This window comes from Gordonia sp. PS3, from assembly GCF_041950545.1.
GTDB classification, from domain to species: Bacteria; Actinomycetota; Actinomycetes; order Mycobacteriales; family Mycobacteriaceae; genus Gordonia; species Gordonia sihwensis.
This window is the reverse complement of sequence record NZ_CP169524.1, coordinates 2,323,288-2,337,435: the sequence shown is the minus strand read 5'-3', so window position 1 is coordinate 2,337,435 and position 14,148 is coordinate 2,323,288. Positions and strand designations below refer to the sequence as shown.

Annotated in this window: 13 protein-coding genes; 11 read left to right on the top strand and 2 right to left on the bottom strand. The window is 69.0% G+C overall.

What is annotated here, in order from left to right; genetic code table 11:
• Entirely contained in the window at nucleotides 1-312 is a 312-nt protein-coding gene (locus ACE11G_RS10840; RefSeq protein WP_006896640.1) for a DUF202 domain-containing protein, read from the bottom strand.
• Nucleotides 309-698: a YidH family protein gene (locus ACE11G_RS10835; RefSeq protein WP_039867498.1), complete on the bottom strand. Its 390-nt coding sequence runs from the start codon at nucleotides 696-698 to the stop codon at nucleotides 309-311. Before ACE11G_RS10835 ends, ACE11G_RS10840 begins: the two co-directional genes overlap by 4 nt.
• A gap of 103 nt (nucleotides 699-801) precedes the next feature.
• Here ACE11G_RS10835 and ACE11G_RS10830 point away from each other — a divergent pair, with 103 nt between their 5' ends.
• From ACE11G_RS10830 to proB, 11 genes are all read left to right on the top strand, one after another.
• Nucleotides 802-1,278, top strand: a complete 477-nt coding sequence (locus tag ACE11G_RS10830) for a MarR family winged helix-turn-helix transcriptional regulator (RefSeq protein WP_006896642.1) — start codon at nucleotides 802-804, stop codon at nucleotides 1,276-1,278.
• A gap of 89 nt (nucleotides 1,279-1,367) precedes the next feature.
• Nucleotides 1,368-4,043, top strand: coding sequence for a valine--tRNA ligase (locus ACE11G_RS10825; protein WP_045537006.1), 2,676 nt, complete (start codon nucleotides 1,368-1,370; stop codon nucleotides 4,041-4,043).
• Nucleotides 4,040-5,446: a bifunctional folylpolyglutamate synthase/dihydrofolate synthase gene (locus ACE11G_RS10820; protein WP_375002141.1), complete on the top strand. Its 1,407-nt coding sequence runs from the start codon at nucleotides 4,040-4,042 to the stop codon at nucleotides 5,444-5,446. The genes ACE11G_RS10825 and ACE11G_RS10820 overlap by 4 nt, the downstream gene beginning before the upstream one ends.
• Nucleotides 5,443-5,856 (top strand): DUF4233 domain-containing protein, encoded by a 414-nt coding sequence (locus ACE11G_RS10815; RefSeq protein ID WP_375002139.1) that lies wholly within the window; start codon nucleotides 5,443-5,445, stop codon nucleotides 5,854-5,856. Before ACE11G_RS10820 ends, ACE11G_RS10815 begins: the two co-directional genes overlap by 4 nt.
• Before the next feature lie 132 nt (nucleotides 5,857-5,988).
• Nucleotides 5,989-6,405: a hypothetical protein gene (locus ACE11G_RS10810; RefSeq protein ID WP_157225324.1), complete on the top strand. Its 417-nt coding sequence runs from the start codon at nucleotides 5,989-5,991 to the stop codon at nucleotides 6,403-6,405.
• Between the two features lie 86 nt (nucleotides 6,406-6,491).
• Nucleotides 6,492-6,908, top strand: coding sequence for a nucleoside-diphosphate kinase (gene ndk, locus ACE11G_RS10805; RefSeq protein WP_039867500.1), 417 nt, complete (start codon nucleotides 6,492-6,494; stop codon nucleotides 6,906-6,908).
• A 323-nt stretch (nucleotides 6,909-7,231) separates the two neighbouring features.
• Nucleotides 7,232-10,390 carry a translation initiation factor IF-2 N-terminal domain-containing protein gene (locus ACE11G_RS10800; protein ID WP_375002136.1) on the top strand — a complete coding sequence of 1,053 codons (3,159 nt, stop codon included), beginning with the start codon at nucleotides 7,232-7,234 and terminating at the stop codon, nucleotides 10,388-10,390.
• Between the two features lie 224 nt (nucleotides 10,391-10,614).
• On the top strand, nucleotides 10,615-10,926 hold the full coding sequence (gene rplU, locus ACE11G_RS10795) for a 50S ribosomal protein L21 (RefSeq protein ID WP_006896649.1): 312 nt from the start codon (nucleotides 10,615-10,617) through the stop codon (nucleotides 10,924-10,926).
• Between the two features lie 34 nt (nucleotides 10,927-10,960).
• Nucleotides 10,961-11,224: a 50S ribosomal protein L27 gene (gene rpmA, locus ACE11G_RS10790; protein WP_006896650.1), complete on the top strand. Its 264-nt coding sequence runs from the start codon at nucleotides 10,961-10,963 to the stop codon at nucleotides 11,222-11,224.
• A gap of 105 nt (nucleotides 11,225-11,329) precedes the next feature.
• The gene (obgE, locus tag ACE11G_RS10785; protein WP_045539525.1) at nucleotides 11,330-12,835 is read left to right on the top strand and encodes a GTPase ObgE; all 1,506 of its coding nucleotides are present in this window, start codon (nucleotides 11,330-11,332) and stop codon (nucleotides 12,833-12,835) included.
• Entirely contained in the window at nucleotides 12,825-13,943 is a 1,119-nt protein-coding gene (proB, locus tag ACE11G_RS10780; protein ID WP_045539523.1) for a glutamate 5-kinase, read from the top strand. The genes obgE and proB overlap by 11 nt, the downstream gene beginning before the upstream one ends.
• Nucleotides 13,944-14,148 lie beyond the last annotated feature (205 nt).

The following is a 14,148-nucleotide window of genomic DNA, read 5'->3' as shown; positions in this document are numbered from 1 at the left end:
TCAGCCGAAGACCATATCGGCTATGGCGAGTGCGGTACCCGCTAGCGCGATGACGACCACCACGCCAACGGTCGCGACCATCGTCGGCCAGACCGAACCGGTCCCGGCGACACGGTCAGGCCCCTTCGGAAAGTGCCGGACGGCGACGTGGCACAGGACGACACCGGCGACGAACGTGCAGAGGGCCGCCGCCGGGAATCCGTGACGCAGGGCGGCGAAGCCGGCGGCCGCGCAGGCGAGCAGGACGGAGAGGCCGGTCCGCTGCCAGGCCAATGCGGTGCGCTGCGGTTGGAGGCCCGGGTCGATGCTCACGAGAGACGCAGAATCGACACGACGCCGAAGCCGACGAGCCCAGCGGCGACGACCGCGATGCCCATGACGAGCCAGGGCAGCGGCAGCGGAGGCGGCAAGGGCAGGCCGAGTCGCAGGGCCCGCTCGTTGCGCCGCCACGAGAGCAGTGCGACGATAGCGAGCGCGCCGCCGGCGACGCATGCCACCAGAGACAGCAGGTGGACGACCATCGGAGACGAGGTCAGGCCGGCGACGGTCGTCAGCGTGATACCGCCGGCGATCAGGGCGAGAGCGGTGCGGACCCAGGCCAGTGCCGTGCGTTCGTTCGCGAGGGAGAAGCGGACGTCCGGCTCCTCACCGACGGAGTAGACGGCGGCGGGTCGGCGTTGCGGGAGGGTATTGCTCATTGATCTCAATCGTCGTGGCCGGTGCCGGGGTACCGGCGCGGAGGCGTGTCGACATGAACAGCGTCGACGTAAATAGTTCTGTAGCAGACAGAAGTAGATTAACATGACTGAAACCGAGCCCGGTGTGGACCGGGTCACAGAAGACGACGGCGCGTGGGAGTTGACCGCTGTGATCACGCAGCTGCGCCGGTCGCTGCGGTCGAGCGTGCGCGAGGACTTCGCGTGGGAGTCGCTGCCGATGGCGCAGGTCGAGTTCCTGCAGCGCCTCGCGCGGGAGCCGGGACTGCGGATCGGCGAGCTGGCCCGCAAACACCGGATGGCGACCAACACGGTCAGCACTCTGGTGAATCAGATGGTGAAGAACGGGCTGATCGTCCGAGAACCGGTCCCTGACGACCGCCGCGCTGTCCAGGTACGGCTCACCGAGGTCGGGCGCACCCGGCTGGACGAGTGGACGCGGGCGAACGAGCGGCGGATCTCGGAGGCGCTGGCCGGGCTGGACGGCGACCAGCGCGCGGCGATCAGGGTCGCGGTGCCCGCGCTCGCAGCGCTCGCGGCGCGACTCGACGACCTCGGCTGACACCGGGACCGGGGCTCGGGGAGTGACCCAGGCCGCTTACGGCGACATGGCGGCGACGGCGGTGCGCGGTGTTCTCTAGAATCACCCAGGTGACCAGTGCGCAATCCCGTGACCCAGAGACCACCGCCGAAGCCCTGCCGAAGAGCTGGGACCCGAGTGCGGTAGAGGCAGACCTCTACCAGGGCTGGGTGGACGCCGGGTACTTCACGGCCGACGCCTCGAGTGCCAAGCCGGGCTACTCGATCGTCCTGCCGCCGCCGAACGTGACCGGCTCGCTCCACATGGGCCACGCTCTCGATCACACCCTGATGGACACGCTGACGCGCCGCAAGCGCATGCAGGGCTACGAGGTGCTGTGGCTGCCGGGCATGGATCACGCGGGAATCGCGACGCAGACGATCGTCGAGAAGCAGCTCGCGGCGGAGGGCACCAGCCGCGAGGAACTCGGCCGTGAAGCCTTCATCGAGCGCGTGTGGCAGTGGAAGGCCGAGTCCGGCGGCACCATCGCCGGCCAGATGCGCAGGCTCGGCGACGGCGTCGACTGGAGCCGCGACCGCTTCACCATGGACGAGGGGCTCTCCCGCGCGGTCCAGACGATCTTCAAGCGGATGTACGACGACGGGCTGATCTACCGGGCCGAGCGCCTCGTGAACTGGTCGCCCGCCCAGCAGACCGCCATCTCCGACATCGAGGTCAAGTACGAGGACGTCGAGGGAGAGCTCGTCTCGTTCCGGTACGGATCGCTCGACGACGCCGAGCCGCACATCGTCGTCGCGACCACCCGCATGGAGACGATGCTCGGCGACACCGCCATCGCGGTCCATCCCGACGACGAGCGCTACCGCGATCTGATCGGCGTCGAGCTCGATCACCCGTTCCTGGATCGGAAGATCCCGGTCATCGCCGACGACTACGTCGACCCGGAGTTCGGATCCGGCGCGGTCAAGATCACGCCGGCCCACGACCCGAACGACTTCGCCATCGGGCAGCGGCACCATCTCCCGATGATCACGATCATGGACGAGACCGCCAGGATCGAGGGGACCGGGACGCGGTTCGACGGACTCGACCGCTTCGAGGCCAGGGTCGCGGTTCGCGAGGCCCTGGCCGAACAGGGGCGCATCGTCAAGGAGGTGCGGCCGTACCTGCACAGCGTCGGGCACTCCGAGCGCGCGGGCGAGCCGATCGAGCCGCGGCTGTCGATGCAGTGGTGGGTCAGCGTCGAAGCCCTCGCCAAGGCCGCGGGCGACGCCGTCCGCGATTCGGAGACGGTGATCCATCCGGCGAGCCAGGAACCGCGCTGGTTCGCATGGGTCGACGACATGCACGACTGGACCATCTCCCGGCAGCTGTGGTGGGGGCATCGGATCCCGATCTGGTACGGCCCGAACGGCGAGGTGGAGTGCTTCGGTCCGGACGACACCGTGCCCGAGGGCTGGGAGCAGGACCCGGACGTCCTCGACACCTGGTTCTCGTCGGGACTGTGGCCCTTCTCCACCATGGGATGGCCGGACAAGACCGCCGAGCTGGACAAGTTCTATCCCACCTCGGTGCTGGTGACCGGTTACGACATCCTGTTCTTCTGGGTGGCCCGGATGATGATGTTCGGCACCTACGTCGGCAAGCTCGACGCGAGCGGGTTCTCCGGCCGAGACGCACGGGTGCCGTTCCACGACGTCTTCCTGCACGGTCTGGTCCGTGACGAGCACGGGCGCAAGATGAGCAAGTCGAAGGGCAACGGCATCGACCCGCTCGACTGGGTCGACCGATTCGGCGCCGACGCACTGCGCTTCACGCTCGCACGCGGCGCCAATCCGGGCAGCGACATCTCGGTGGGCGAGTCCCACGCGCAGAGCTCGCGCAACTTCGCCACCAAACTGTTCAACGCCACCAAGTTCGCCCTGATGAACGGTGCGCGCGTGGGCGAACTCCCCGCCGGCGAACAGCTGACGGTCGCCGACCGCTGGATCCTGTCCCGGCTCGACGAGGTGCTCGCGGAGGTCGACGAGGGCTTCGAGAGCTACGAGTTCTCGAAGGCGTGCGAGGCGCTCTACCACTTCGCGTGGGACGAGGTCTGCGACTGGTACCTCGAGCTGTCGAAGGTCCAGGTGGCCGAGGGCGGTGAGCGGGCCGAGCGGACCGCGCTGGTCCTGGGCACCGTTCTCGACAAGTTGCTGCGGGCGCTGCATCCGGTGATGCCGTTCGTGACCGAGGTGCTGTGGAAGACGCTCACCGGGTCGGAGTCGGTGGTCGTGGCGCAGTGGCCGACGCCGTCGGGCGCGCCCGCCGACGTCGACGCCGCCCGCCGCGTGGAGGACCTGCAGAAGCTGATCACGGAGGTCCGTCGGTTCCGCAGCGACCAGGGTCTCAAGCCGGGGCAGCGGGTCGCCGCGACCGTCGACGGACTCGACGCCGCGGGGCTGGCCGAACTGCGCCCGCAACTCGATTCGCTGGCCCGGCTCGAGGGCGCGGGCGACGGCTTCGCGGCCACCGCGACCGTGGAGGTCCGCCTCTCCACCGGCACCGCGACCGTCGCGATCGACACCTCCGGGACGGTCGACGTCGAAGCCGAGCGCAAGCGCGCCGCCAAGGATCTGGCCGCCGCGGAGAAGGAGCTCGCGGGCACGTCCGCCAAACTCGGCAACGAGCAGTTCCTGTCGAAGGCGCCCGACGCGGTCGTCGAGAAGATCAAGACGCGCCGGGATCTCGCCGAGGCCGAGGTGGCGCGGCTGAAGGCCAAACTCGAGGGGCTGGCCGGCCGGTGACGCGCTCACGCGATTCCGCCGACGATCTCGCCGAACTCCACGCGCTCGAAGCCGAACTCGACACGCGTTGGCCCGAGACCCGGATCGAGCCGTCTCTGACCCGGATCAACGCGCTGATGGAACTGCTGGGCAACCCGCAGCACGCGTACCCCTCGATCCACGTGGCGGGAACCAACGGCAAGACCTCGGTGACCCGGATGATCGATTCGCTGCTCCGCGCCTTCCATCGGCGTACGGGCCGGATCACCAGCCCGCATCTGCAGTCGGTGACCGAACGGATCGCCATCGACGGCGCGCCGATACCGGCGCGCACCTACATCGACACCTATCGCGACATCGAGCCGTACGTGACGATGGTCGACGACTCGTCGACGGCCGGCGGCGGACCTCGGATGAGCAAGTTCGAGGTGCTGACCGCCATCGCGTACGCGGCCTTCGCGGAGGCCCCGATCGAGGTGGCCGTCGTCGAGACCGGTATGGGCGGGCGCTGGGACGCCACCAATGTGATCGACTCGCAGGTCGCGGTGATCACCCCGATCGCAATGGACCACGCCGACTATCTGGGCGATACCCTGGCCGCCATCGCGGGCGAGAAGGCCGGGATCATCAAGCCGGGGCCGTCGGACGCGGTGATCCCGATGGATCCGGTCACGGTGATCGCACCTCAGCAGCCCGAGGTGACCGATGTGCTGCTGCGGGCCTCGGTGGAGGCAGGCACCATCGTCGCCCGGCAGGACTCGGAGTTCACCGTCCTCGAGGCCACCACCGCCGTCGGCGGACAACTGCTCACGATCCGCGGTCTCGGCGGCGTCTACGACGAGATCTTCCTGCCCCTGCACGGTGCGCATCAGGCGCAGAACGCGGCACTCGCACTCGCCGCGGTCGAGGCCTTCTTCGGTGCGGGCGCCGACCGCAGGCTCGACGTCGACTCGGTGCGAGCCGGTTTCGCCGATGTCGCCAGTCCCGGCCGTCTCGAGCGGGTGCGCAGCGCCCCGAGCGTCTTCGTCGACGCCGCGCACAATCCGCACGGCGCCCGCGCGCTCGCCCAAGCGCTGGTCTCGGAGTTCGACTTCCGCAGGCTCGTCGGGGTGATCGGCGTCCTCGGCGACAAGGACGCGCGCGGTGTGCTCACCGAACTCGAGCCGGTGCTCGACGTCGTCGTCCTGACCAACAACGGCTCGCCCCGAGCGCTCGACACCGACGCGCTCGCCGACATCGCGAACGACGTGTTCGGAGCCGAACGCGTGGTGGTGGAACCGTTCCTTCCGGACGCGGTCGAGGCCGCCGTCTCGCTCGCCGAGGAGGGCGAGGGGGGAGCGGTCTCCGGAGCCGGTGTGATCATCACCGGATCCGTCGTCACCGCGGGCGCGGGCCGTACACTCTTCGGCAAGGAGCCGTCATGACCGAGAAATCGATTCCGGAGAACGCCGCGCAGTTCACCCCGCCCGCCGCCGACCCGTGGAAGGGCTTCCGAGGGGTCATGGCGGGGACGTTGATCCTCGAGTTGATCGTGGTCGCGCTCGCGTTCCCGGTGGTGGCGAAGCTGGCCGGCGGCGTCACCTGGGCGTCCGGACTCTACCTCGGCATCGTGACGCTGATCCTGCTGCTGTTGTCCGGCCGTCAGGGCAGGCCCCGCGCGCTGGAGGTCAACCTGGTGATGCAGGTGTTCGTGATCGCGGGAGGATTCTTCCACTGGTCCATCGCGATCGTCGGCGTCATCTTCCTGATCGTGTGGATCTACATCGCGTACATCAAGCGCGACGTCGAGAAGCGGATCGAGCAGGGGCGGCTGCCGGGCCAGCACCCGATCTGATCGGCCCGGACGCGCTCGGCTCCCGCGGAATCGTCGATTTCTGCGACCGTCGGTTACACTCACTCACCACTGTGTCGTACGACACGGCAGCAATCGAATCGATGGAGGCAGTGGATGGGCAGGACCGACAGGGTGACGAGTCGCGCAGGCCGGGTGGGGATCGTAGTCGGGGCCGTCGCTGCGGCGACGGTGCTGGCGGCGCCGATCGCGAGCGCGGAGCCTTCGTCGCAGCCGTCGCAGCCGTCGCAGACACCGGAAGCGAGCATTCCGATGCCGGTGCGCGAGGGGGCGCTCGGCTATCTCGCGACGCGGTCCTCGACCCTGTGGCTCGCCGACCGCGGCGTCGACCAGGTGATCGCCAACCTGCCCGCGCCGCCCGCGTACTCCAGCGCCAACCGGCAGATGGCCAAGACGCTCAAGCAGGAGCTCGATGCGGCCGTCGACACGCCGGGCGCGTGCCTGCAGATCATCGTCGACGGTCCCGGCCAGGCGGGCGGGGTGTTCAACTACGGGTTCTTCGCCGTCGAGAAGCAGTACTGCCCGAAGTGACTCGGGCGCGGTGAGTCAGGCACGGTGAACCCGCCCGCGGGGGTGGGACGGTGCGGGCGGTGTCGTGCATCGCTACAGTGTCCTGCGTGACTGAACAGACTCTCGTCCTCATCAAGCCCGACGGCGTCCAGCGCGGACTGGTCGGCGAAGTGATCGCCCGCATCGAGCGCAAGGGACTGCGCCTGGCTGCCCTGGAACTGCGTGACGTGACCGTCGAGGTCGCGAGCGAGCACTACGCCGAGCACGCCGAGCGGCCGTTCTACGGCTCGCTGCTCGAGTTCATCACCTCGGGTCCGGTCGTCGCGGCCGTCGTCGAAGGTCCGCGGGCCATCTCCGCATTCCGCCAGCTCGCCGGCGGCACCGATCCCGTCGAGAAGGCCACGCCGGGCACCATCCGGGGTGACTTCGCGCTGGAAACGCAGTTCAACATCGTGCACGGATCGGATTCGCCCGAATCCGCGGCGCGTGAGATCGCTCTCTGGTTCCCCTCTCTGAACTCCTGATTCGACGACGCCGACACGGCGCGCGGGAGCCTTTTCGTCACTCGTGTGCGGGTTACGGCCCGTGATGTGGGATACTTGCCTAGTCGTCGGAGTCACGCTTTGGCACCGACGATCGACGCACAGCCGTTTTGAGTACCCGGTTCCGTCCGACCCCAGCCTGGGGTCCGGCTTCGGTCCCAGGCCTGCGTCACGCAAGGCGTCTTGACGACGCGAAGACCACATAACACCCGGCCGTAGAGGCCGGCACACATTGGAAAGGCCCTCGCGTGGCCGCGTTGTCGAGTTCATCTGTGCGACGCGCCCGGGGGTCTTGAGGAGACCACGTGACAGATAACGGGTCGTCGGCTGATGCCACTTCGGCAGATCAGCCAGCGGAAAAATTCCCCCTTCGACTCCGCGTGCATGCGCTCGCCCGCACGCTCGGACTGACCAGCAAGCAGGTGCTCGCGCACCTGCAGGAGATGGGGGTGACGGCGCGCACCGCGCAGTCGTCGATCTCTCGAGCCGACGCCGAAGCCGTCGAGCTCCGTATCAGTGGTGCCGTCGAGGATGCGGCAGATGAGGCCGGAGAGCCGGGGGCGCCGTCGCTGTTCTCGGCGGTCGAGACGCCGCAGCCGGTGTCGACGGCGAAGGCCGAGGCGACCGCGCCGCTGTTCCTGGCGGCGGACGCCGATGAGACCGCTCCGGCCGGTGAGAAGACGGCCAAAGCCAAGAACACCGAAGCCAAGAAGGCCGGCGGCAAGAAGTCGGACGGCAAGAAAGCCGACAGCAAGAAGTCAGACGGCAAGAAAGCTGACGGTAAGAAGGCCGAGGGCAAGAAGGCCGAGAGCAAGAAGGCCGAGACCACGGACATCCCGGAATCGGATGGGTCCGAGAAGCAGGCCGACAAGAAGCCGGGCAAGAAGAAGGCGTCGGCGAAGAAGCCCAAGAAGTCCGAGGTCGACGAGGCAGGCACCGGTGACGAGACGCCGGCCGCTCCGGAGACCGCCACAGCGCCCGTCGAGCCCGAGTCGGAGGTTCCGGCAGCCGGCGGGGAGGATGACGAACAGACGTCCGGCGAGAGCGAGAGCCGGTCCCGCAGGCGCAGGCGCGGGCGTCGCGGGCGCGGTCGCGGACGCGGCGATCAGGGCCCCGAGGGATCCGACAGTGAGTCGGACGACGCTCAGGACGGCGTGGAGTCGGACCAGAACACCGCCGAGACGAGCGGTCCCGAGAAGAACGGGCCGGACGACGACACGGCCGATGCGGACCAGACACAGGCCGATGCGACCGGATCGGAGTCGGACGAAGAGACCGAGGCGGACTCCGAGGCAGCGGTCCCGTCGAGCAAGCGGCGTCGCCGCCGGCGCCGCCGCCGTGGCGGGTCCGACTCGGATGAGACGGTCTCGGCGGACGATCCGCCCAACACCGTGGTCCACGAGCGTGAGCCGCGCGCCAAGAAGGTGCGTGACGAGGTGCAGGGCATCTCGGGTTCCACGCGGCTGGAGGCGAAGCGGCAGCGCAGGCGAGACGGTCGTGACGCCGGGCGGCGTCGTCCGCCGATCCTGACCGAGTCGGAGTTCCTGGCGCGCCGGGAATCGGTGGAGCGCGTGATGGTGGTGCGTGAGCGCGCCGCCTCCGGTGCGGGCGACGGCCACGATCAGCATGCGGCGCCGGTGGAGGACTACACGCAGATCGCCGTCCTGGAGGACGGCGTGCTGGTGGAGCACTTCGTCACCACCGAGACCTCGCAGTCGATGGTCGGCAACATCTACCTGGGGCGCGTGCAGAACGTGCTTCCGGGCATGGAAGCCGCCTTCGTCGACATCGGCCGCGGACGCAACGGCGTCCTCTACGCCGGCGAGGTCAACTGGGAGGCCGCCGGCCTCGACGGCGGTTCGCGCAAGATCGAACAGGCTCTCAAGCCGGGCGACCACGTTCTGGTCCAGGTCAGCAAGGACCCGATCGGGCACAAGGGCGCACGGCTGACGACGCAGATCTCCCTCGCCGGCCGGTACCTGGTGTACGTGCCGGGAGGGACGTCGACGGGTATCAGCCGCAAGCTCCCCGACACCGAGCGCAAGCGTCTCAAGCAGATCCTGGCCAAGCTCGTCCCGGACGAGGCCGGCGTCATCATCCGGACCGCGTCCGAGGGCGTCAGCGCCGAGGAACTCGGCGCGGACATCGAGCGCCTCGAAGCACAGTGGAAGAGCATCGAGGCGGCGGCCGACGAGCACCGGTCGAAGGCACCGGGCACTCCGAAGGCGCTGTACGAAGAGCCGGATCTGCTGGTTCGAGTGGTCCGTGACCTGTTCAACGAGGACTTCCGCAAGCTGGTCGTCGAGGGCGAACGCGCATGGTCGCAGGTATCGGGGTACGTCAACGACGTCGCTCCCGACCTCGCCGAGCGGCTCGAACGCTTCACCAAGGCGCATGCCGACGCGCCCGACTCGTTCACCGTGCACCGCATCGACGAGCAGCTGGCCAAGGCGCTCGACCGCAAGGTGTGGCTGCCGTCCGGCGGCACGCTGATCATCGAGCACACCGAGGCGATGACGGTGGTCGACGTGAACACCGGCAAGTTCACCGGCTCGGGCGGCAACCTCGAGGAGACCGTCACGCGCAACAATCTCGAAGCCGCCGAGGAGATCGTGCGGCAGATGCGCTTGCGCGACATCGGCGGCATGATCATCGTCGACTTCATCGACATGGTTCTCGAATCGAACCGCGACCTCGTTCTGCGACGGCTCACCGAGGCCCTGGCCAGGGACCGGACGCGGCACCAGGTCTCCGAGGTCACCTCGCTGGGACTGGTGCAGATGACCCGCAAGCGACTCGGCACCGGTCTCCTCGAGGCGTTCTCGACCACCTGTACCGCGTGCTCCGGTCGCGGGGTGATCGTGCACGCCAATCCGGTTGAGGTACGCCCGGCTGACGACGGAAGCCGCAACGGCGGCGACGGAGGTTCACGCAAGTCGCGCCGCTCGCGTCGGCGCGGGGGAGACCAGCAGCCTCAGCAGGAGGCGGCGCCGGCCAAGCCCGCACCGCACAAGCCGGCCGCCGAGCATCCGCTGTTCCGCGCCATGGCTCATCCGGACGACCACGACGAGCACGACGCGGCGGCCGAGCCGGCCGCCGATACCTCGGTGCCCGATGCGAAGGCGCCCGAGGTCGAGAATGCCGAGGTCGAAATCGCTGAGGTGGCCGTGGCCGAGGTCGCTGCCACAGACGGTGCAGTGAGCGAAGTCGCGGCGGAGGTCGTCGTCGAGACGATGACGCAGACACCGGAGCCGCCGGTGGCGGTGGTGACGCGTCGACGTCGTCGCGCAGTACGCCGTGCGGCCGCACCGACGACGGCCGTCGAGTCGGTGGACGAGGTCGTGGAGCATGAGCCGGTGACGACGGTGGCCGAACAGTCCGCCGAGCCGGTGGTCGCGGTCACGCGCTCGCCCCGGCGGCGCAGTGGTCGCCGCGCCGCGGGGCCGCCGCCCGCGCAGCAGTGACCTTCCTCTCGGCGCGCGGCCCGCGCGCCGAGAGTTTGACCTGGACAGGCCCGGTACCGTAGCCTTGACAGGTCGCCTCCCGCAGGCGCGTAGACAGTTGCGCGCATCGGCGGGAGAGGTTCGAGGGCCTTGAGGCCGCGGACCGCACACACCAGATTATGTCGGACACGCAGGATCGGCCTGCGCACTCCGGCCCGATGAGACGAGTTAAGAGGACAGCGGGAATGGCAACGTACGCGATCGTCAAGACCGGCGGTAAGCAGTACAAGGTCGCCGAGGGCGACATTGTGAAGGTCGAGAAGATCGACGGAGAGCCTGGCAGCACTGTGCAGCTGCCGGTTGCGCTGGTCGTCGATGGTGCGAATCTGACCACCGACGCCGACAAGCTCGCCGCTGTCTCGGTCACCGGTGAGGTCGTCGAGCACACCAAGGGCCCGAAGATCCGGATCCACAAGTTCAAGAACAAGACCGGCTACCACAAGCGCCAGGGCCACCGTCAGCAGCTGACGGTCCTCAAGGTCACCGGTATCAAGTAGAACTCGCTCTTCAGCATTTCAGGAGGACAGTCAGATGGCACATAAGAAGGGTGCATCGAGCTCGCGCAACGGTCGCGATTCGAATGCTCAGCGACTCGGTGTGAAGCGTTTCGGCGGCCAGGTCGTCAGCGCCGGCGAGATCCTGGTCCGTCAGCGCGGCACCAAGTTCCACCCGGGTGTGGGCGTCGGCCGCGGTAAGGACGACACGCTGTTCGCTCTCGCGGCCGGTGCGGTCAAGTTCGATGTGAAGCGCGGTCGCAAGACGGTGAACATCGTCCCGGAGCCGGTCGCAGTCTGACCTGGCATCCGAACTCATAGCTCTTTTCGACAGGGCGGGCAGGGTCTCTAGACACCCTGACCCGCCCTGTCGGCTTATCTGGACCCATTCGAGGAAGGCTGGAACATGTCACGCTTCGTCGACCGCGTGAAGATCGAGGTCGTGGCGGGCAACGGCGGCCACGGCTGCACGTCCGTGCATCGCGAGAAGTTCAAGCCGCTGGGCGGCCCCGACGGGGGCAACGGCGGCCGGGGCGGCGACGTCCGGCTGGTCGTCGACCCGCAGGTGCACACCCTCCTCGACTTCCACTTCCGGCCGCATGCGCGGGCGACCAACGGAAAGCCCGGCATGGGCGGCAACCGGAACGGCGGCGCCGGTGAGGACCTGATCCTCAAGGTGCCCGACGGGACGGTGGTGATCGACGAGGACGGCGAGATCGTCGCCGACCTGGTCGGTGCCGGTACCGAGTTCATCGCCGCGCAGGGCGGCCGGGGTGGTCTGGGCAACGCGGCGCTGGCCTCGCGGGCGCGTCGGGCGCCGGGATTCGCGCTGCTCGGCGAGCCCGGAGACGAGCGGGAGTTGACCCTCGAGCTCAAGTCGGTCGCCGACGTCGGGCTCGTCGGCTTCCCGTCGGCGGGCAAGTCGTCGCTGGTGTCGGTGCTCTCCGCGGCGAAGCCGAAGATCGCCGACTACCCGTTCACCACGTTGGCTCCCAACCTGGGCGTCGTGACCGCCGGTGCCGAGGTATTCACCGTCGCCGACGTGCCCGGCCTGATCCCCGGAGCGTCGCAGGGGCGCGGACTGGGACTGGACTTCCTCCGGCACCTGGAGCGCTGCGCCGTCCTGGCGCACGTCGTGGACTGCGCGACCCTCGAACCGGGACGCGACCCGGTGTCGGACATCGACGCGCTCGAGGCCGAACTCGCGGCGTACCAGCCGGCGCTGGACGCCGACCACTCGCTGGGCGACCTCGCCACGAGGCCGCGCGTGGTCATCCTGAACAAGATCGACATTCCCGAGGCGGCTGAGCTGGCGGATCTGGTGGAAGCCGACATCGCCGAGCGAGGCTGGCCGGTGTTCCGCATCTCCGCTGTGGCCCACCAGGGACTGTCGGAGCTGACCTTCGCGCTCGCGGAGATGGTGGCGCGGTACCGGGCCGAGCACGCCGAGCCCGTGGCCCGCCGCGCCGTCATCCGGCCCAAGGCAGTCGATGAGTCGGAGTTCACCGTGGTCGCCGATCCCGATGTCGAGGGCGGGTTCATCGTGCGCGGGGCCCGTCCGGAGCGGTGGGTGCGTCAGACGCAGTTCGACAACGATGAGGCCGTCGGCTATCTCGCGGATCGGCTGAACCGCCTCGGCGTCGAGGACGCGCTGGTGAAGCGGGGTGCCAAGCCGGGCGCGCCGGTGACGATCGGCGAGATGACCTTCGACTGGGAGCCCACGACTCCGATGGGCGTGGCCGTGCCGATCACCGGCCGCGGCACCGACATCCGTCTGGAGCGCAACGACCGAGTGGGTGCCGCAGAGCGCAAGCTCGCGCGCAAGATGCGCCGCCAGGCTTCCGATGAGAACGAGCTGGGTTGGGGCGCAGGGGATCTCGGGCAGGAGGAGTCGGACGTCGATGACGAGTGATGTTCGGCAGTTCCTCGCGACGGCCCGCAGCATCGTCGTGAAGATCGGTTCGTCCGCCGTCACCGACATGGTGACCGGTATCGACCACGCCAGGCTCGACGCGCTGGTCGACGCACTCGAAGCACGGATGCGCGCCGGATCGGACGTCATCGTCGTGTCGTCGGGGGCCGTCGGCGCGGGAATCGCGCCGCTGGGCCTCAAGAAGCGGCCCCGCGACCTCGCGACCAAGCAGGCGGCGGCGAGCGTCGGCCAACTCCGCCTGGCGCACGCCTGGGGGACGTCGTTCGCTCGTTACGACCGTACCGTCGGCCAGGTGCTGCTGACCGCCGACGACGTGTCGAACAGGTCCCACCACGCGAATGCGCAGCGAACTCTCGACCGGCTTCGCGCGCTGCATGCGGTGGCCGTCGTCAACGAGAACGACACGGTCGCCACCAACGAGATCCGCTTCGGCGACAACGACCGGCTGGCCGCCCTCGTCGCGCACCTGGTGCACGCGGACGCGCTCGTGCTGCTGTCGGACGTCGACGGGCTGTACAACGGCGATCCCCGCAGACCCGGCCCTGACGGCCAACCGGCGCGGCTGATCGAACAGGTCGACGGACCCGACGACCTGGACGGAGTGATCGCAGGCAACGGCGGTGCGCTGGGAACGGGCGGCATGGCATCGAAGCTGGCGGCGGCGCGGCTGGCGGCCGACTCGGGTGTCCCGGTGCTGTTGGCCGCGGCCTCGGCCGCCGGTGAGGCGCTGTCGAACGCTTCGGTCGGCACCGTCTTCAAAGCCCGGCCGACCCGGATGTCGGCCAGACGGTTCTGGGTGCGCCACGCAGCCGAGGCGCGCGGCACGTTGACGCTCGACGACGGTGCTGTCGCCGCGGTCTGCGGTCGGCGACGGTCGCTGTTGGCCGCGGGTGTCACCGCGACGGTCGGCGACTACTCCGACGGCGACGTGGTGGAGCTGGTTGACGCGGCCGGAACAGTTCGCGCCCGAGGCGTCACATCGTATGACGCCGACGACGTCGCGCAGATGATCGGCCGTTCGACGTCCGAGCTGCCCGCCGATCTGCGCCGTCCGATCATCCACGCCGACGACCTGGTCCCGGCCTGACTCCGGTTTCGTCGGAGGGGAGTGTCGAGGCGGTGGTGTCTCGATACGCTCGCTCACTTCGTTCGCGTGCGACTCGACTGGCCTGGGGGAGCGGCTTGTCGACTGGCCTGGGGGCGCGGCTTGTCGACTGGCCTGGGGCCTGGGGGAGCGGCTTGTCGACTGGCCTGTGGGGGACGGCCCGGCAGGGTTGTCGAGTAGGCCCGGA